Origin of the sequence: Rhodococcus sp. USK10 (assembly GCF_019378875.1) — a bacterium.
In the GTDB taxonomy this organism is placed as follows: Bacteria; Actinomycetota; Actinomycetes; order Mycobacteriales; family Mycobacteriaceae; genus Rhodococcus_F; species Rhodococcus_F pseudokoreensis.
The window spans coordinates 2,378,819-2,397,210 of record NZ_CP076048.1; the positions used below are offsets into that span (position 1 = coordinate 2,378,819).

General features: G+C 71.4%; 10 protein-coding genes. All 10 read right to left on the reverse strand.

The window, feature by feature from the left end:
• Window positions 1–17 precede the first annotated feature (17 nt).
• From I1A62_RS18035 to I1A62_RS18080, 10 genes are read right to left on the reverse strand one after another with little or no spacing between them, the layout of a single operon-like run.
• On the reverse strand, window positions 18–9,119 hold the full coding sequence (locus I1A62_RS18035) for a non-ribosomal peptide synthetase (RefSeq protein WP_257890834.1): 9,102 nt from the start codon (window positions 9,117–9,119) through the stop codon (window positions 18–20).
• Window positions 9,112–10,686, reverse strand: a complete 1,575-nt coding sequence (locus I1A62_RS18040) for an amino acid adenylation domain-containing protein (protein ID WP_219459318.1) — start codon at window positions 10,684–10,686, stop codon at window positions 9,112–9,114. The genes I1A62_RS18035 and I1A62_RS18040 overlap by 8 nt, the downstream gene beginning before the upstream one ends.
• Window positions 10,683–11,735: an HAD family hydrolase gene (locus I1A62_RS18045; RefSeq protein WP_219461251.1), complete on the reverse strand. Its 1,053-nt coding sequence runs from the start codon at window positions 11,733–11,735 to the stop codon at window positions 10,683–10,685. Before I1A62_RS18045 ends, I1A62_RS18040 begins: the two co-directional genes overlap by 4 nt.
• Window positions 11,732–12,742, reverse strand: coding sequence for a 3-oxoacyl-ACP synthase (locus I1A62_RS18050; protein ID WP_219459319.1), 1,011 nt, complete (start codon window positions 12,740–12,742; stop codon window positions 11,732–11,734). The genes I1A62_RS18045 and I1A62_RS18050 overlap by 4 nt, the downstream gene beginning before the upstream one ends.
• Window positions 12,739–13,836, reverse strand: a complete 1,098-nt coding sequence (locus I1A62_RS18055) for an acyl-CoA dehydrogenase family protein (RefSeq protein WP_219459320.1) — start codon at window positions 13,834–13,836, stop codon at window positions 12,739–12,741. The genes I1A62_RS18050 and I1A62_RS18055 overlap by 4 nt, the downstream gene beginning before the upstream one ends.
• Entirely contained in the window at window positions 13,833–14,132 is a 300-nt protein-coding gene (locus I1A62_RS18060) for an acyl carrier protein (RefSeq protein WP_072947118.1), read from the reverse strand. Before I1A62_RS18060 ends, I1A62_RS18055 begins: the two co-directional genes overlap by 4 nt.
• A 44-nt stretch (window positions 14,133–14,176) precedes the next feature.
• On the reverse strand, window positions 14,177–15,319 hold the full coding sequence (locus I1A62_RS18065) for an LLM class flavin-dependent oxidoreductase (protein ID WP_124394951.1): 1,143 nt from the start codon (window positions 15,317–15,319) through the stop codon (window positions 14,177–14,179).
• Complete coding sequence (locus I1A62_RS18070; protein ID WP_219459321.1) at window positions 15,316–16,230, reverse strand: LLM class flavin-dependent oxidoreductase; 915 nt, start codon at window positions 16,228–16,230, stop codon at window positions 15,316–15,318. The genes I1A62_RS18065 and I1A62_RS18070 overlap by 4 nt, the downstream gene beginning before the upstream one ends.
• Window positions 16,231–16,232: 2 nt before the next feature.
• Window positions 16,233–17,030 carry a DUF1684 domain-containing protein gene (locus I1A62_RS18075; RefSeq protein WP_219459322.1) on the reverse strand — a complete coding sequence of 266 codons (798 nt, stop codon included), beginning with the start codon at window positions 17,028–17,030 and terminating at the stop codon, window positions 16,233–16,235.
• Window positions 17,027–18,391, reverse strand: coding sequence for an NtaA/DmoA family FMN-dependent monooxygenase (locus I1A62_RS18080; RefSeq protein ID WP_219459323.1), 1,365 nt, complete (start codon window positions 18,389–18,391; stop codon window positions 17,027–17,029). Before I1A62_RS18080 ends, I1A62_RS18075 begins: the two co-directional genes overlap by 4 nt.
• Window position 18,392 lies beyond the last annotated feature (1 nt).

The following is an 18,392-nucleotide window of genomic DNA, read 5'->3' on the forward strand; positions in this document are numbered from 1 at the left end:
TGCCTCCTCCCTGCTGGTCAGAACTCGTAGGTGGCGGGCGCGGACGCCTCGCTGTCGGTGGACTGCGAGAGCGCCTCGGCCTGCGCCGCCACGGTGACGAGATCGAACAACTGGCCCACCCTCAGGGCGCCGGGCCATTGCCCGTCGAGACGCCGCTGCAGTTCCACGACGCGGTGGGAATTGCCACCGACGTCGAAGAATCCGTCTTCGGGGCCGAAGTCGTCGTGCCCGAGCACGGCCGCCCAGTGTTCGGCCACCGAACGTTGCAGTGTCGTCCAGCGTGGCCGCACCGCCGGCTCCGCCTCGGACACAAGTGCGCGCAGCGCGTTCTCGTCCACCTCGCCGCCCGTCGTTCGCGGGACGGCCCCGAGTGCGACGAACCGGGTGGGCACCGAGCGGGCGTCGAGTCGTCCGGCGCTGAACTCCCGCAGGTCGTCCGCCATCGGCAGCACCGCCGCCGCGGCGGCAGGCACCCAGAAGGCGGTGACGCCGGCCGCGGTCGTGAGGACCACGGCCTCACGGACCGCCGGATGACTCTCCACGACGTCCGCGACCGACCGTGCCGGCGATCCGGCGGCGTCGACCGTCAGCAGTTGTCCGGACCGGTTCCACCGGGCGTGCGCGCCCGTCCGGACCATCCGGGAGCCCGGAGTACCGAACGGGTTCGCCACGAACGTGGTGGCCGCCGCGCTCGCCGACGTGTGGTGCTCCCGCGTGTCGCCGGCATACACCGCGCCGGTCACGCCCTCGGGGGTGAGCTGCAGCCGGGGGTCGAGCACGAACGTCCCAGCCGCCGCGCTCCATTCGCGAATCCGGGTGTGCTCGTCCGGGGTCAGCAGGTCGACGTCGCCGACGGGAAAACCCGGATCGGCGACGAACGCGGCGAGGATCCTGGTGAACCGCTCGGCGAGGGCCTGAACGGTCTCCTCGTCGAAGAGGTCGGTGGTGTAGGTGAATCCGGCCGTCAACCCTTCCGGTGTTCCGCACTCGTCGTACCGCTCCCGCACGGTCAGGTGCAGGTCGAAGAGGGAGACCTCGACGTCGGGTTCGAGCACTTCCGCTTCGAGGTGCGGGAGGGCGAGATCGGGGTGCTCGGTGTTCCGGAATTCGAGCAACACCTGGAACAGGGGTGAATGAGACTGGGAGCGGGGCGGGTTCAGCGCCTCCACCACCCGCTCGAACGGGACGTCCGCGTGGGCGTAGGCCGCGAGGTCGGTCTCGCGGACCCGTGCGAGCAGATCGTCGAACGTACCCGACACGTGGGTCCGCAGCACGAGGGTGTTGACGAACATGCCCACCACGTCGTCGAGGACGGCCTCGCCGCGACCGGCGACCGGCGACCCGATCACCACGTCGCCGGAACCACCCGAGCGGGACAGCAACACGGCGAGGGCGGTGTGCACGATCATGAACACGGTGCACCGCCGGGTCCGCGCCAACGCCACCGCCTCGCGGTGCAGATCGGCGCCGATCGTGAACGTCACCCGGTCGCCGGCGGCCGATCGGCGTGGCGGGCGGTCATGGTCCGTGGGCAACTCGGTCACGGCAGGCGCATCGGCGAGGGTGGACCGCCAGTAGTCGAGTTGGCGGGAGAGCAGGGAGTGCGGGTCGTCCTGCGAGCCGAGGAGTTCCCGCTGCCACACGGTGTAGTCGGGGTACTGCACCGGCAACGGCTCCCATCCCGGCGCGCAACCCTCGGACCGCGCGGTGTAGGCCGTCAGCACGTCGCGGGCGAGCGGGACCATCGAGAACCCGTCGGCCGCGATGTGGTGCACGACGACGACGAGGACGTGCTCCCGGTCGCCGAGAGCGAACAGCCGGGCCCGCATCGGCACTTCGGCGGCGACGTCGAATCCCGCGGACACGAGTTCCGAGATCTGGCCGGGTACGGGATCGTCGGACGTCGACACGGTGAGTTGCGCAACGTGCCCCGCGCCGACGATCACCTGGGTGGGTCCGGTGTCGCCGTACGGGTACCGGGTGCGCAGCGATTCGTGCCGCTCCACGACGTCGGCGAGCGCGGCGGTGAGCGCGTCGACGTCGAGGTCGCCCGACAGCCGGACGATCATCGCGACGTTGTACGCAGGCGAGGACGGGTCGAACTGATTGAGGAGCCACATCCGGTGCTGCGCCCACGACAGCGGCACCGGGTCCGGGCGCCGGGGCACCGCCACCGTGGGCCGGGCCTCGCCGCCCGCGGTCTCGCGGGCGATCCGTGCCGCGAGCGCCCGCACGGTCGGGGCCTCGAACACGTCCCGCACGCCGACGTCGGCACCGAGCGCGGAGTTGATGCGCGCGACCACCTGCGTCGCGGTCAGCGAGTTGCCTCCGGATGCGAAGAAGTCGTCGTCGGCTCCGACGACACCGGTCCCGAGGACCTCGGCGAATACGTCGGCCACCGCGGACTCGAACGGGGTGCCGGGCGCACGGAAGATGCGGGGGGCGAATTCGGGCTCGGGCAGGGCGTGCCGGTCGACCTTGCCGTTGGCGCCGAGCGGAAGCCGGTCGAGGACGGTCACCGAGGCGGGCACCATGAACGGGGCGAGCACCGATCCGGCGAACTGCAGCACCTCCGTGGTGTCGAGATCCACACCGTCCTCGGCCGTGACGTATCCGGCGAGGACCGCCTCGGCGGCGGGTGTGCGGCGCACCACGACCACCGCCTGCGCGACACCGGGACAGCGAGTGAGCGCCGCCTCCACTTCCCCGGGCTCGACCCGCTGGCCGCGCAGCTTGACCTGGAAGTCGTTGCGGCCCACATATTCCAGCCGGCCGTCCTTCGTCCATCGCATCAGGTCCCCGGTGCGGTACATCCGCGAGCCCGGGTGGTCGAACGGGTTCGCCACGAACGCGGCGGCTGTCGCGCCTGCCCGCCGGTGGTAGCCGCGTGCCAGACCGTCCCCCAGCACGTACAGCTCACCCACCACGCCGACGGGCACCGGCCGCAACCACTCGTCGAGGACGAGTTCACGGACGCCGCGCATCGGGTGGCCGATCCGCACGGGGTCGCCGGGGGCCATCGGGTCGCCGATGTTCGACATCACCGTCGTCTCCGTCGGGCCGTAGCCGACGAGCAGGGTGCGCCCGGACGCCCAGCGGGCCAGCAACTCGGGCGGACAGCGTTCGCCGCCGACGACGAGGGCGCGCAGCAGCCGCAGACCGCGTGGGTCGATCGTGGCCAGGACGGCCGGGGTGGCGAAGGCGTGCGTGATCCGCTCTGCCGCCAGCAGTTCCGTCAGTGCGGCGCCGCCGTACACGTGCGGCGCCGCGATCACCAGCCGCGCGCCCGCACCGAACGCCATCAGGTATTCGAGCATCGTCGCGTCGAAGCCGGGCGACGCGAGATTCAGCACACGCGACGCGTTCGTCGTCGCATACCGCGTGCGTTGATCGATGGTGAAGTTCTGCAACCCCGCGTGCGGGACCACGACACCTTTCGGCGCGCCCGTCGACCCGGACGTGTACATCAGATACGCCGGGTGGTCCGGTCGCAGCGGCACGACCCGGTCGTCGTCGGTGATCGACCGGGACTCCCATCTCCGCGTCGGACCCGGGTAGTCGAGTAGCAGCCATTCCACGCCGTCCGGCATACGGTCGCGCTGCTCGGCGACGGTGAGTCCCACCACGGCCCCGCAGTCGGCGAGGATGTCGGTGATCCTCGCGGACGGCAGGCTCGGATCCACCGGCACGAACGACGCACCCGATTTCGCCACCGCCCATACCGCCACCACCAGTTCCACGGATCGGACGAGCCCGATCGCCACGTGGTCCTCGGGCCCGATTCCGCGGCGGATCAGTACCCACGCCAGGCGGTTCGACCAGTCGTCGAGTTCGCGGTACGACATCACCGCGTTGCCGTACGACAGCGCGACGGCGTGCGGGTCGCGGGCGGCCGCGGCGGAGAGGATCTCCGGCAGCAGCCGGGTGGTGCCGGTGGGCCGCCCGCGGACCGGCACGAGCGCCTCGCGTTCGCCGGCGGACAGCAGATCGAACCGGGCCAGCGGAACGTCCGGGTCGGCGACCACCGTGTCGAGGAGCCGCACGTAGCGTTCGGCGAACTTCCGGACGGTCGCGGCGTCGAAGATGTCGGTGGCATAGGTGAATCCGGCACTGATCCCGGCGGGCGCCCCGTCCTCCCCGAACCGCTCGGCCAGGGTCAGCTGCAGGTCGAACGTGGAGACGGAGACACCGAGGTCGATCTCGTCCACGTCCAATTCCGGCAGGCTCGGGGTGGGCCGCTCGACGTCCTGAAATTCGAACAGCACCTGGAACAGCGGCGCGTGGGCGGTGGTGCGCGGCAGCGCGAGCGCCTCCACGACCCGCTCGAACGGCACCTCCGCGTGCGCGAACGCCTCCAGGTCACCGTCCCGCACGGCGGCGAGCACCGCGGCGAACGAGTCGGCACCGTGGACCGGGGTGCGCAGCGCCAGCGTGTTGACGAACATCCCGACCACGTCGTCGAGGACCGCCTCTCCGCGCCCCGCTACCGCGGATCCGATCATCACGTCGGCGGTGCTCCCCAGGCGGGACACCAGGACCGCGAACGCCGCGTGGGTCACCATGAACACCGTCGCATCGTGTTCCCGCGCCAGGGCGACCACCTTCCGGTGCAGACGGTCCCCGATGTCGAACGACGCCCGCGCGCCGGCGAGCGTCCGGTGTTCGGGACGGGGGCGATCCATCGGCAGGTCCGTCACGATCGGCGCGTCGGCGAGCGCGGAACGCCAGTACCCGAGTTGGCGGGACATCAGCGAGCCCGGATCGTCCTCCGCTCCGAGCAGCGTCCGCTGCCAGACGCTGTAGTCGGAGTATTGCACCGGGAGCGGCACCCAGTCCGGCGTGTGCCCCCGCACCCTTGCGGTGTACGCGGACGTGACGTCCCGGGCGAGCGGCCCCAGCGACAGCGCGTCCGCCGCGATGTGATGGACCACCAGGGCCAGGGCGTGATCGCGCGGACCGAGCTCGAACAGGTGCGCCCGCAACGGAACCTGCGCGGTCACCTCGAAACCCGCGGACAGTGCCGCGGCGAGCCGGTCCCGGAGTTCGGTCTCCCCCGACACCGGGACCGCGCGGAGGCGGCGCACCGCGTCCGCCGCGGGAATCACGGACTGCACGGGCGTGTCGCCGCGCATCGGGAAGATCGTCCGCAGCGCCTCGTGCCGTTCCACGACGTCCTCGAGCGCCGCATGCAGTGCGTCGACGTCGAGGGGGCCGCGCAACCGGAAGGCCGCCGCGATGTTGTAGGCGGGTGACGTCGTGTCGAACTGGTCGAGGAACCACATCCGCGTCTGCGCCAGCGACACCGGCGCCGCCGCGGACCGGTCGGTGGCCACCAGCGGCGGCCTGCTCGCCGAGTCCGCCCGGGCCACACGGGCGGCGAGCGAGCGCACCGTCCGCGCCTCGAAGACGTCGCGCACTCCCACTGCCGCACCGAGCACAGCCTGAATCCGCGCCACGACCTTCGCCGCGACCAGCGAGTTGCCGCCGAGCGCGAAGAAGTCGTCGTCGACGCCGACTGCGGGCACGCCGAGCAGCGCGGCGAACACGACCGCGATCGCCTCCTCGGCGGGGGTGCCCGGTGCCACGAAGTCGGCGCCGGAGTCGGTGGCGGGCGCCGGAAGTGCCGCCCGGTCCAGTTTCCCGTTGACGGTGAGCGGCAGGCGCTCGAGGACCGTCACCGACGCCGGGACCATGTACGACGGCAGCGCGGTTGCCGCGTATTCCAGCACCGCCGCCGGGTCGACGACCGCACCCGCCTCGGGCACCACGTACGCGGCCGGCGCCGGGCCGGTCACCGGATCCTCGTGCAGCGTCACCACGGCTTGCGCGACACCCTCGCACCGGCCGAGCACCCACTCGATTTCGCCGAGTTCCACCCGGAATCCGCGGATCTCGACCTGGAGGTCGTCGCGCCCGAGGTAGTCGAGGCTGCCGTCCCGCCGCCACCGCACCACGTCCCCGGTTCGGTACATCCGGTCCCCCGACGCATCCGCGACGAAGCGGGACGCGGTGAGCCCGGCGCGGCCGAGGTAGCCGCGCGCCACCTGTGGTCCCGCCACGTACAGTTCGCCGGCCACACCGACCGGCACCGGATGCAGCCGCGCGTCCAGCACCGACACCCGGAGCCCGGGAATCGTCCGCCCGATCCCGCTCGTCCATGCGGCGGCGGCGAGCCCGCGGCCGAGCGGGAGGTGGGTGACGTGCACCGTCGTCTCGGTGATGCCGTACATGTTCACGAGCACGGGCGCGTCGTCGCCACGGCGCGAGTACCAGCGTTCCAGCTGCCCGAAGTCGAGTGCCTCGCCGCCGAGCACGACGTAGCGCAGCGACGTCGGGCCTGCGTCGCCGTCGGCTTCGGTGGCCTCGATCAGCTGGGAGAACGCCGTCGGCGTCTGGCTCAGCACCGTCACCCGCTCGCGGCGCAGCAGCGCGAGGAACGCGGCGGGTGTCCGGGCGGTGTCGAGGTCGACGACGACGAGGGTGCCGCCGTGCAGCAGCGCGCCCCACAACTCCCACACCGAGAAGTCGAACGCCGGGGAGTGGAACATCGTCCACACGTCGCTGCCGCCGAACCGGAACAGGTCGCGGGTGCCGGTGAAGAGGGAGACCACGTTGCGGTGCGACACCGCAACGCCTTTCGGCCGTCCTGTCGATCCCGACGTGTAGACGACGTAGGCCAGTGAGTCCGGGTCGGCCGGTGCCCGTTCGGTGTCGGTCAGCGGGTCCGCGGATCGCCCGTCGAATTCGGGGTCCGCCGAATCGAGAAGCAGGACCGGAACATCGGACACGGGCAGTGCGGCCGCGGTGTCGCGGGTCGCGAGCACGCACACCGGCCGGGCGTCGGCGACGACGAGTGCCGAACGCTCACCGGGGTGATCAGCGTCGACAGGCACGTAGGCGGCCCCGGTCTTGACGACCGCCACGAGCGCGACGACGAGCGCTGCCGTTCGCGGCATCGCGACGGCGACCGCCCACTCCTGGCCCACCCCCAGCGAGAGGAGGTGCCGGGCAAGACGGTTCGACCGGGCGTCGAGATCGCCGTACGTCAATCGCTCACCGTCCGACACGACGGCGGTGGCGCCGGGGTTCCGCGCGGCCCGGTCGGCGAACAGCGCGCCGAGCGTCGTCTCGCCGGCGGAATCCGCCGGACGGGTCGACCATTCCCGCAGCAGGGCGTGTTCGGCCGGATCGACCAGGTCGATGTCGCCGACCACGACGGTCGGATCCGCGACGCCCGCGGCGGCGGTCCGCAGAAACCGCTGGGCGAGCCCGTCCACGGTGGCGGCGTCGAACAGGTCCATCGCGTACGTGAAGCGGGCTGTCGTGTCCGACACCGTGACCCGCAGATCGAGGTCGCCGAGTTCGCCTCCGGAGTCCGAGAATTCGAGCAGCACCTGGAAGAGCGGTGCGTGGGACGCGGACCGCGGCGGGTCGAGTGCCTCGGCGACGGCCTCCACTGGCACGCCGCGATGGGCGAACGCCTGCGCGGCGGCGTCCCGGACCGTGTCGACGAAGTCGCCGAACCGGTCGGCGCCGCGCACCCGGGTCCGCGACACCACCACGTCGGCATCCGTCCGCGTGCCGAGGACGACGTCGCCGGTACGGGCCGATCGTGCCAGCACCAGTGCCAGCGCGGCGTGCGCGACGGTGGCGGCGTCTGTGCGGTGCGCCTCGGCGAACGCTGTCAGTGCGCGCCGCAGTCCCGGGTCCAATTCGACGTCGACGGCGGCGCTGCGCCGGGACGGCCGTGCGGGGCGCGGACGGTCGGTGGGCAGATCCAGCAGCGGCGGCGCACCGGCGAGGGTGTGCGTCCAGAAGTCGAGCCGTGCCGTCTCCTCGTGGACGGTGCCGATTGGGGCGTCGGGGCCTGCCGCCAGGAAGTCGCCGAGCAGTTCCACGAACCGCCGGTGATGGGCGCCGACCTCGCCGGCGTCGTACCGGTGGGGGTTGGCCAGGAGGTGGACGACGGTCCGGACCGGGGAGCCGCTCTGGTACACGTTGACGAGCAGGTCCTCGACCGGTCCGGACGTGACGATGTGGTACTCGCCGACGAGCGGCCCGAGGGCGAGTTCCTGGTGGAAGAGCATCACGTTGACCATCGGTCCCGACAGCGACTCCGCGGCAGCGGCGCCCGCGTCGCGCCGGATGTCGCCGAGCCCGAAACACTGGTGCCGCAGCGCACCCATCAGGTCCAGTTGCACCCGCTCGACCAGTTGTCCGACGGTGTCCTCGGGGCGGATCCGCACGGGAAACGGCACGACGCCCGCGACCATCCCGCCGGACCGCCGCAGGATCGCGGTGGTGCGCGCCGACACCGGGATCTTCACGAGCACGTCCCGGCGGCCCGTCATCCTCGACAGGTAGCAGGCGAACGCGGCGATGATCGCGGCGGTTCCGTGGGTGCCTGCGCCACCCAGCGCTCGCTCCGCGGCGTCCGGGAGGGGCCCGGCGGCGTCGGTGCTCGTGGCAACCGCGGGCCCGGTCCGCCGCGCCAGGGTCGATCCGGGTCCGAGACCGCTGATCCGATCGGCCCAGTACTGCCGGTCCACCGCGAAGCGACTCGACGACCGGTACTGCTGGTCGGCGTCGTACAGATGCCGGGGGTCCGCGGCCTCGCCGGGTTCCGGCTGCCGGCCGAGCACGTCCGCGGAGTACCTGGCCGCGATGCGGTTGAGCATCGTCATCGCACCGTAGCCGTCCAGCGCGACGTGGTGAATCTTGCTGTACCACAAGTAGTGCTCGTCACCGACCCGGAGGATCGACGATGCGACGAGCCGGTCGCGGGTCGGATCGAGCGGGGTCTCGCAGTCGGCGCGCATCCACCGGCGGGCGGCATCCACCGGTTCGGCGTCGCCCCGGAAGTCGAGGAACCCGATCGACCGGTCCGCGGCGGGGTCGACCATCTGGAACGGCTGCCCGTCCCTGTCGATCAACCGGAGGAACGGCGATCCGAATTCGTCCGCGGTCGTGACGGTGGCCGCGCGCAGGACGTCGACGTCCAGGTCGCCGTGGACCTCGACGTACTGGGCGATGCACAGCGGCACGTCGGGGGCCAGTTGCTGCGCCAGCCACGCCTCGTACTGCGCGGAGGACAGCGGGAACGGTGTGTGCTCAGGCAACGCCACCACCTCCGCCGGGGAGCAGCCGGCGCAACGCCGCCTCGTCCACCTTGCTGCTCGGGGCGAGCGGAAGCGCGCCGAGCGCGAGGAAACGGTCGGGCACGGCCTGCGCGACGAGTCGTTCGGCGCAGTGCGCGATCAGGTCGCGGGGTGTGGGCAGCACGGTCAGCGTGGCCGCGGGCACCCAGAACGCGGTCAGTGTGGTCTCCCCGTGTTCGTCGGCGGTCGCGAGGACCACGGCCTGATGGATCGCGGGATGACTTTCCAGCACGGCCTCCACCGCGTGCCTCTCGACGCGGGCGCCCCGCACCTTCACCTGCCCGTCGAACCGGCCGCAGAATTCGATGTCGCCGTGCGGGTCGACGCGCGCGAGGTCGCCCGTGTGATACATCCGCGCGCCCGGCCGCTCCGCGAAGGGGTCGGCGACGAACCGGGCCGCGGTGGCGCCCGGGCGGGACGCGTAGCCCTCGGAGATCTGGGGACCGCCGACGTACAGGTCCCCGACCGCCCCGTATGGCACGTCGACCAGTTTCGCGTCGAGGACGTACGCCGTGCTCGCGCCCAGCGGTCTGCCGATCGGCGCGATCGAGGCCGGGACGTCGCGCACCGGATGGGCGAGACAGCTGACGGTGGTCTCGGTCGGACCGTACTCGTTGCTCAGGGGAACCCCGGGCAGCACCGCCCGGTGCTGGGCGACGAGCACACCCGGAAGCGCCTCTCCCGCAAGCGTCACCAACCGCAGGCGTTCGCGCAGCGGGGCGAGGTGCGGCAACAGCAGCCGGTAGAACGACGGGGTCGCCACCAGGTGGGTGGCCCGCCACGTCCGGGCGAGCGCGGCGACCGCCTCGGCGTCCATCAGTTCGTGGGCGGCCGGAAGCACGCTGGTGCCGCCGGTGCACAGCGCCCAGAGGGTCTTCAGCAGGGAGCCGTCCCACGTGAGGCGGAACGCGGAGAACGTGACCAGGTCGTCCTCGTCGTAGTCGTAGTTGCGGCCGTCGACCATGCTCGCGAGGTTGGCGCGGCTCGCGACGACGGCCTTGGGGGTGCCGGTGGACCCGGACGTCGTGATCACGTAGGCGGGGGTGGCCGCGGGCACGTCCCCAGGAAGTTCGGCCGCCGGTTCGGCTTCGGGCGGGGGGCCTGCGTCCCGGTCATGAAGTGCCGGAACACGCCCGCCCGCACTGCGGGCCAGTGCCCGGACCGTCTCCGGTGACGTCTTCGGATCCGCGGACCCGAAGACGATGGCACCGCAGTCGATGTCGCCGAGGAGTGCGCGCAGTTGCCCCACCGGATGTCCGGGCTCGATCACGCACCACGCCGCGCCCAGCCGCAGCGCCGCGATCATCCCCACGACCGTCTCTACGCTTTGCCGCTGGTGGATCAGCACCACCTGGCCCGGTCGCACACCGAGGGCCGCGAGCCGGCGCGCCAATGCCTCGCTCGCCGAGTCGAGTTCGCGGTACGTCAGCGCACGGTCGCCCACCACGATCGCGATCCGGCCGGGAACCCGCCTGCACTGGCGGAGGATCCCGGACGTCACGCCGCCGCTCGAGACCACGTCCGTCATGGCGTCACGTCTCCCGAGACGACCGTGACGTGATCGACGTTCGGTGCTGCCGCACTGCGGACGTCGTTGCACAGCAGCAGCATCCGCTCCGGAGCCGAGTCGACGACGTCGAATCCGGCGAACCGCAACGTCACCAGCATGACCCTGTTGACGTCGGTCGGCACGAACTCGGCGAGCGCCCGCCTGCCGCGTGCGCGGGCCCGCTCCACGACGTGCCGGATCAGCGCCGTCCCGACGCCCCGCGACATCACCCGGCACGACATCAGCAGCAGTTGCAGGACGGAATTTTCGCCGCGGATCTCCGAGACCGCGAGACCGATCGTGCCGTACCCGCCGAACCGGTCTGCGAGCGATGCGACGAGCACCTCGTGATCGTCGGAGGCGCAGAGCCGACGCAGTTCGTCGATGCCGAAAGTGCGTCCCGTCGTGTTGAGTTGATGGGACCGCACGGTCAGTTCGTGCGCCCGTTCGAGGTCGTCCTCGTTCGCTCGGCGGACCGTCATGACCAGGTCGAGCGAGGCCAGGAACTCGGTGTTCGACCCGTGGAACTCCTGTTCGCTCACCTTCCGGATCCGTTCGGCGCGGTACAGCGCCCGCCGCTGCCTCGCCTCCGCGGTGACGGCGGGCGGCGTCAACTCGGGAAGGTCGGGGAACGACGCGATCTGCTCGGCCGGATAGCACCGCACCGGGGGCAGTGCCTCGGACACCTCGGCGCGCTCGACGGGATCGTTGTCGACGAAGGCGATGGTGTCGAGCCCCAGGTTCAGGGTCTGCGCGATGCGGCGCACGGCCTCCGACTTCGGGCCCCACCCGACGTCGATAGCGCAGAACAGTTCCTCGATGCCGTGCATCCGCAGGTGCGCGGCGGCGGGTTCGAATTCGCCGCGGCTCGCCACGGCGTGCAGGATTCCGCGACGATCGAGCACGTCGAGGGCGCGGAGGGCGTCCGCGGTCGGCACGGGAGCGTCCTGTTCGAGGACGACGCCGTCCCAGATGGTGTCGTCGAGATCCCAGACCATGCACTTGACCGTCGGCGCCATCGCGATCACGCCCCGCGCCCGGGCCGGTCCGGCAGGCGCCGGAGCAGCGCACTGCTCCACGCCGCGACCGGGCTGCTGTTCATGATCACGCAGTAGTCGCCGGGCACCTGCGCGGACGCCACGCGGTCGAGGTTCGCCACGACGTCGACGGAACCGAGGTGGCCGTACCGGGCCAGGTTGTCGCGGCAGACGGGATCGATCGCGACGTCGAGCGCCTCCTGCCAGAACGCGAACGCACCGAGCGACAGGTTCTGCATGAGGAACACGCCGATCCCGTCCTGCTGCAGTCCGTTCCGGGCCAGCAGCTCCGCGTTGATCTCCGTGAACCGCTTCCGGCTCTCGACCGCCAGCCGAAACGAGTACGTGGGTTCGTCGGCGCATTCCTCCACCCACTCGGCTTCGCGGACGTCGCGGTAGTCGATGTGGAAGAGGTCCGCGTATTTTCCGTCGCTGCGGATCATCTGGTCGACGATTTCGTACCGCCCCGTCCCCGACGTCGTCAGCAGGACCGCGGCGGCGCCGTCGCCGAGCAGCGTCATCGGCGGCCGGTACCGCGACCGGGTGGGTGTCTTCGCCGCCGCGACGACGAGCACGTTCTGGCAGCGGGGGTCGCCGCGGAGCAACGCCGACGCGAGCGTGAACGCCGCCGACACGGACACGCACCCGAGGTCCCCCACCCCGGTCGTGAACGCCTGGGTCGCGCCGAGGCGGTGCTGCAGCCGCGTCGTCTCGGACGCGAGCAGATACTGCGGAACCCGGCCCTGCACGAGCAGCAGCGCGTCGAGCTGGGTGGCGTCGAGGCCGGACGTGCGGAGCGCCTCCTCCGCCGCGGCCTGCGCCAGATCCACCTCGGACAGCCCGATTCCGATCCGCACCGTGTCGATGCCCAGTCCCAGCGCGTGCTCGCGCTGCGCGATCGGCAGTTCGTCGAGTTCCGGCAGTCCCGCCACGGTCACCTCGTCGTCGGGGAACCACAGCGCGACGGACTCGATCGTGACCGGCGGGTCTGCCGTCATCGCACACCTCCCCCGAGCACGTAGTCACCGATCTGGAGTTCGGCGACCTCCGTCGAGCCCTCGATGATCTGCATGACCTTCGCGTCGCGGAAGAGGCGACCCACCCTGCTACCGGGGGCACACCCGGCGGCACCGAGCACCTGGACCGCCTGCTGGCTCACCGATGCGGCGACGCGGGCCGCGGCGTACTTCGCGGCGATCGTCGTGAACAGCGCGCTCGGCTCGTGCGCATCGCGTTGTTCGGCGGCCCGCTCGCACAGCGCGCGGGCGCCGGCCGCGTCCACCCAGCTGCGCCCGAGGATCGCGCGGACCGAGTCGTGCTCGGACAACACGGCACTGCCCTGCACCCGGGTGGACGCGTGCGCGACGGCGTCGGCGAGGCACCCGCGCGCCATCCCGGCGCATCCCCACGCCACCGTGTACCGGCCGTGGTCGAGGGCCGTTCCGACGACGTGGGACAGTCCGAATCCCGGCGGTGCGATCAGGTGGTCGGCGGGGACGACGACGCCGTCCAGCGCGATGTGCGCGATCCGGGCGCCGCGCATGCCCAGCTGACCGTGGACGGGTTCGACGGTCACCCCCGGCGCGTCCGTCTCGACCAGCGCGGTGGTCAGTCCGGCCGGTGACCGGCCGAGGACGAGCAGTACGTCCGCCACCTCGCCGAACGTGACCCACAGTTTCCGTCCGGTGATCCGGTGGTCCGTGCCGTGCTCCTCGAAACTGGTAGCCACAGAGGAGAGGTCGCTGCCGGCCCCGGTTTCGGTGGCGGCGAATCCGGCGAGGAGCTCACCGGTCGTCAGCGCGGGCAGCCACCGTGCCCGCTGTTCGGCGGTGCCCCACCGATCGACGGCGGCGTTCACCATCCCCTGCACGGTCAGCAGCGACCGCAGCGACGTGCAGACCGCCCCCAGTCTTTCTGCGACCGAGCCGAGTTCGGCGGCGTTCAGGCCCAGCCCCCGGCAGTCCGTCGTCCGGTCCAGCCCGAGGACACCCGCCTTCGCGGCGGCCTCGATGACCTCGACCGGCAGCCCGGTCTCGTCCCAGCTGCCGGCGTCGGTCTCGGCGGAGGCGACCAGTGTGTCGATTCCGATCACGGCGACGCCCCGTCCGTCGCACGAAGCTGCTCGCCCCGCTTCCTCCGTATGAACCCCGCAACCCGGGCCGCGGTGCGGAAGTTGTCGAGGTCGAGATCCTCCACCTCGACCACGACGTCGTGGGAGCCTTCGATGTACGTGACGATCTCCAGTGCCCGCAACGAACTCACCAGTCCCAGGGTGAAGTAGTCGTCGTCGGGACCGAGTTCCGTCGACGTGATCGAGCTCAGATACTGCCGTAGCTGCTCGACCAGCTCGTCATGGGACTCGGGCACAGGTGCATTTGCTGTGTCCATGGGCCAGGGATTCCCAATTGGACCAGCGTTCAATCATCGTGCTCTCAGGCGGCGAGCAGCCCCGGCAGCCCCCACTCGGCCGCGAGCAGTTCGTAGGAGCGCAACCGGTCGGTGTGATCGTGGGTGACGCTGGTGATCACCAGTTCGTCGGCGTCGGTGAGCCTTCGCAAACTGTCGAGCTTGTCCGCGACGGTGGCCGGCGCGCCCACGAACTGGGTGATCAGCCGGTCCTCGACGAGCGCGCGTTCCGGTTCGCCAAGCGGTGCGGTGTGTGCGGGATCGGGGTACGGGATCGCGCCGTGCCCACTACGGATGCTGTGCGTCCAGTGCCCGAACGTCGACGCCAGTTCCTGCGCGGTCGCATCGTCCTCCGCCACGACCGTGTCGGCGGAGACGACGACGTACGGCTTCGGCAGACTCGGCGACGGGCGGAATGCGGCGCGGTAGGCCTCGACCGCTTCGATGGTCGTCGACGGGCTCACGTGATAGTTCGCGCCGAACGGCAGCCCCAGCCGGCCTGCCAGTTCGGCGCTCGGACCGGCGCTGCTGCCGAACACCCACACCTCGACGTCCGCGCCCTCACCGGGGCTCGCGTGTAGCTCGATCCCGTCCGGGGTGCGGTACGTGCCGCCGAGCAGTGCCAGGATGTCGTCGACCTGCTGGTCGAATGCGGGCGACAGCGCGCCGGGCTGCTGCAGCACCGACTGCGCCGCCGCGAGCCGGGGGGACAGCAGGAGCCCGGACGGGTCGAACGGCGCCGGGATCACCACGCCGTCGCGGATCTCGGTCTCCCGGCGAGACGGGGCCGGCTGGTTGTTGCGTTCGGCAACCGCTTTCAACGCCTCGGCCCGCCGCTGGCCCGACCGCCCGAGCCCGAGGTCCAGGCGACCCGGGTACAGCGCGTCGACTGTGCCGAACGCCTCGACGACGGCGGCCGCGGTGGTGTGCCCCAGCTGCACGGCGGCGGCACCGATCCGGAGCGTGCTGGTCGCCGCGGCGAGGATCCCGACGAGCACGGCCGGCGAGGAACTGGCGACACCGACGAAGTGGTGCTCGGCCACCCAGTACCGCTTGTATCCCCACGCCTCGGCGTGCTGGGCGAGGTCGACGGTGTTCCGCAGCGCCGTGCGGGCGGTGGCGCCCTCGCTGACGGGCGACAGATCGAGAACGGACAACGGAGTGGTCATGAGGGCACTTTCTGGAGAGAGCGGGGATTGACGGCACGATGGCTGGGCGGGGCACCGAGTCCGAGGTGCTGCCGCAGCGTGGCGGTGGTGTAGTCGGTGCGCAGAACACCACGGTCCTGCAGCAACGGCACCACCGTGTCGACGAACGGGTCGAGTCCGACCGGGGTGGGAAGGGAGGGCAGGACGAACCCGTCCGCGGCGTCCTCGCGGACCCACCGGACGATCCGGTCCGCGACGGATGCGGGGGTGCCCGCGAACGTCGCACTGAACAGGACCTTCACCGCACCGGCGGGCCTGCCTGCGTCGACCGTCCGGCGCGCGACGTCGGTGTAGGCGGCGCGAGCGGACTCGAACGTGCCCAGCGGAGCGATGATCACGTCGCCGTGCCGGGCGGCGAGATCCCGGGCTTCCGGGCCGTCGCCGGACACGATCACCACCGGTTGCGCCTGCGGGCTGCGGGGGACGGTGAAGCGTCCCCCGATGTCGAAGTGCCTGCCCCGGTGATAGAACGCGCCCGCGGTGGGATCCGACACGAACCGCCCCGCGCCGCGGTCGAGGGTCACGACGCCCTCGGCCCAGGAATCCCACAGGGTGCGGGCGGTGCCGACGAACTCGCCGGCCCGCCCGCCGGCAGGGGCCACGGTGTTCCACGCCGCCCTGCCGCCGGACAGGTGATCGAGCGAGGCGAACCGGCGGGCCACGTCGAACGGTTCGGCGGAGGTCGTGTCCAGCGTCGCCGCGAGCCCCACCGCGTCCGTGCATCCGGCCAGCGCGTTCGCCGCGATGACGCCGTCGGCGAGGAAGAAGTCGAACCGTCCCCGTTCCGCGGTGCGGGCGGCGTCCGCGAGGACGGCGAAATCCATCCGGCCCGCGGGCGCCGCCGCCCCGAGCACGACCTGCTTGTCGGTCATGCCTACCGCGGGTTCTTCTCGCCGGCCTCGACCGCGAGCGTCAGCCGGTTCTCGGCGGGCGCGACCGGGCAGGTGGCGTAGTCGGTGAACGCGCACGGCAGGTTGGATGCCCGGTTGAAGTCGAGGGTCACCCTGCCGTCCGCGGCGGGGACGTCGACGGCCAGTGACCGTGCCGCGGGGTACGTGGTGACCCCGCTGGTGGCATCGGTGAACAGCACCTGCAGCCCACCGTCCTTGCCTGCGAACGCGACGAGTTCGTGTGCGGCGCCGTCGTACTCGAAGGCGAGCGACCCCAGTGCCGTGTGGTGGTGCTCGAGCCCTTCGACGACGGCACCCGTCGTCACGACGCGGGACTGCGGGAACGGCGTGAACGTTGCGGGCACCGCCCACTGCCGTGCCGGGAGGAACGCCGGGATGCCGGTGAACGCGGCGAGGGTGGCGGCCTCGGGGTCGTGGATCCGCAGGGCGACGTCGCCGGTCCGGCGGATCACCTCGACGGTGCGATTGCCGTGGCGTACGAGCAGGCCGGGGGCGCCCTCCTGCGGTGCGAGCGTCGCCGTGCCGTCGACCGTCTCGCCGTCGATCTCGAGACCGGCGTCGGCCGGGGCCGTGACGATCAGGCCGTCCGCGTCGGCCCGCCACTTGCCGGGCAGGTCGGGGAACGTGGTGTCGGTCTCGACGAGCCAGTGCAGCGCCGTGAGGCTCAGCCAGCCCAGCGGTTCGCGGAAGTAGTCCTCGCGCGCCGAATGCCAGTCCTGCCAGCCCTGCTCGAATGTCGCGTCTTCGGTGACTGCGGTCATGATGCCCGAACTCCTTCTGTCTGATGATGCGGATGGCGCAGTCCGAGATGGCTGCGCAGGGTCGTTCCCGAGTACTCGGAGCGGAAACTGCCGCGGTTCTGCAACTCCGGGACCACCTTCTCGACGAACTCGTCCAGCCCGGCCGGGGTGAGGTGCGGTACCAGGATGAAGCCGTCGCACGCGTCGGCCTGGACGTAGCGGTCGATCTCCTCGGCCACCTGGGTGGGGGTTCCGACGAACTGCTGGCGGGTGGTGACGGCGATGATCAGTTCCCGGATGCTCAGTTTCTCGGCTTCCGCCATCGCCCGCCACTGGCCCGCGATCTCGCGCGGGTCCTTCGCGTGGCGGACCCGGCCGCGGGTGATGGTCGAGTCTTCCGCTGGTTCGACGTCCGGTAGCGGTCCGTCCGGGTCGTACCCGGAAAGATCACGCCCCCAGACCTGTTCGAGGAACGCGATCGCGGTCTGCGGTCCCACCTGCTGATGCCGGATGTGGTCGGCGCGTTCGGCCGCGTCCGCCGCGGAGTCGCCCAGCACGAACGTCGCGGCGGGCAGCACCTTGAGGTCGTCGTGGCTGCGCCCGTACTTCGCGAGCCTGCCCTTGACGTCCGAGTAGAACTTCCGGCCGTCCTCGAGCGATCCGTGGATGGTGAAGATCGCGTCGGCCTGGGCGGCGCCGAATTCACGGCCCTCGTCGGAATCGCCGGCCTGCAGCAGCACCGGGTGCCCCTGTGGGCTCCGGGGAACGGTGAAGCGTCCCCGGATGTCGAACTGTGCGCCGGAGTGCGTGACCTCGCGGATCGACTGGTCCGGGGCGAACACTCCCCGGGTGCGGTCGATCTGCAGTGCGTCCCGATCCCAGCTGTCCCAGAACTTTCGGGCGCCCTGGATCACTTCGCCGGCGCGGACGTAGCGGTCGGCCTTGTCGAGATATCCTCCGCGCCGGAAGTTCTCCCCCGTGAACGCGTCCGAGGACGTCACCATGTTCCAGGCGGCCCGGCCGTCGGACAGGTGGTCGAGTGAGGCGAATTGCCGTGCCAGCTCGTACGGTTCGTTGAACGTGGTATTGATCGTCCCGGCCAGGCCCAGATGGGTGGTCGCGCCGGCGAGTGCGCCGAGCACCGTCAACGTGTCGGGGCGGCCCACCACGTCGAGGTCGTGGATCCGGCCGCGGTGCTCACGCAGGCGCAGGCCCTCCGCGAGGAAGAAGAAGTCGAACAGGCCGCGTTCGGCCGTTTCCGCGAGGTGCACGAACGACGCGAAGTCGATCTGGCTCTTCGATTCGAGGTCGCTCCACACGGTGGTGTTGTTGACGCCGGGGAAGTGTGCGGCGAGGTGAATCTGCTTGCGCTGGTTGCTCATG

Coding starts and splice junctions, on each gene's coding strand:
- I1A62_RS18040 (WP_219459318.1), bottom strand. CDS start 10,686: ATGACGGACGTGGTCTCGAGCGGCGGCGTGACGTCCGGGATCCTCCGC.
- I1A62_RS18050 (WP_219459319.1), bottom strand. CDS start 12,742: ATGACGGCAGACCCGCCGGTCACGATCGAGTCCGTCGCGCTGTGGTTC.
- I1A62_RS18060 (WP_072947118.1), bottom strand. CDS start 14,132: ATGGACACAGCAAATGCACCTGTGCCCGAGTCCCATGACGAGCTGGTC.
- I1A62_RS18065 (WP_124394951.1), bottom strand. CDS start 15,319: ATGACCACTCCGTTGTCCGTTCTCGATCTGTCGCCCGTCAGCGAGGGC.
- I1A62_RS18070 (WP_219459321.1), bottom strand. CDS start 16,230: ATGACCGACAAGCAGGTCGTGCTCGGGGCGGCGGCGCCCGCGGGCCGG.
- I1A62_RS18075 (WP_219459322.1), bottom strand. CDS start 17,030: ATGACCGCAGTCACCGAAGACGCGACATTCGAGCAGGGCTGGCAGGAC.
- I1A62_RS18080 (WP_219459323.1), bottom strand. CDS start 18,391: ATGAGCAACCAGCGCAAGCAGATTCACCTCGCCGCACACTTCCCCGGC.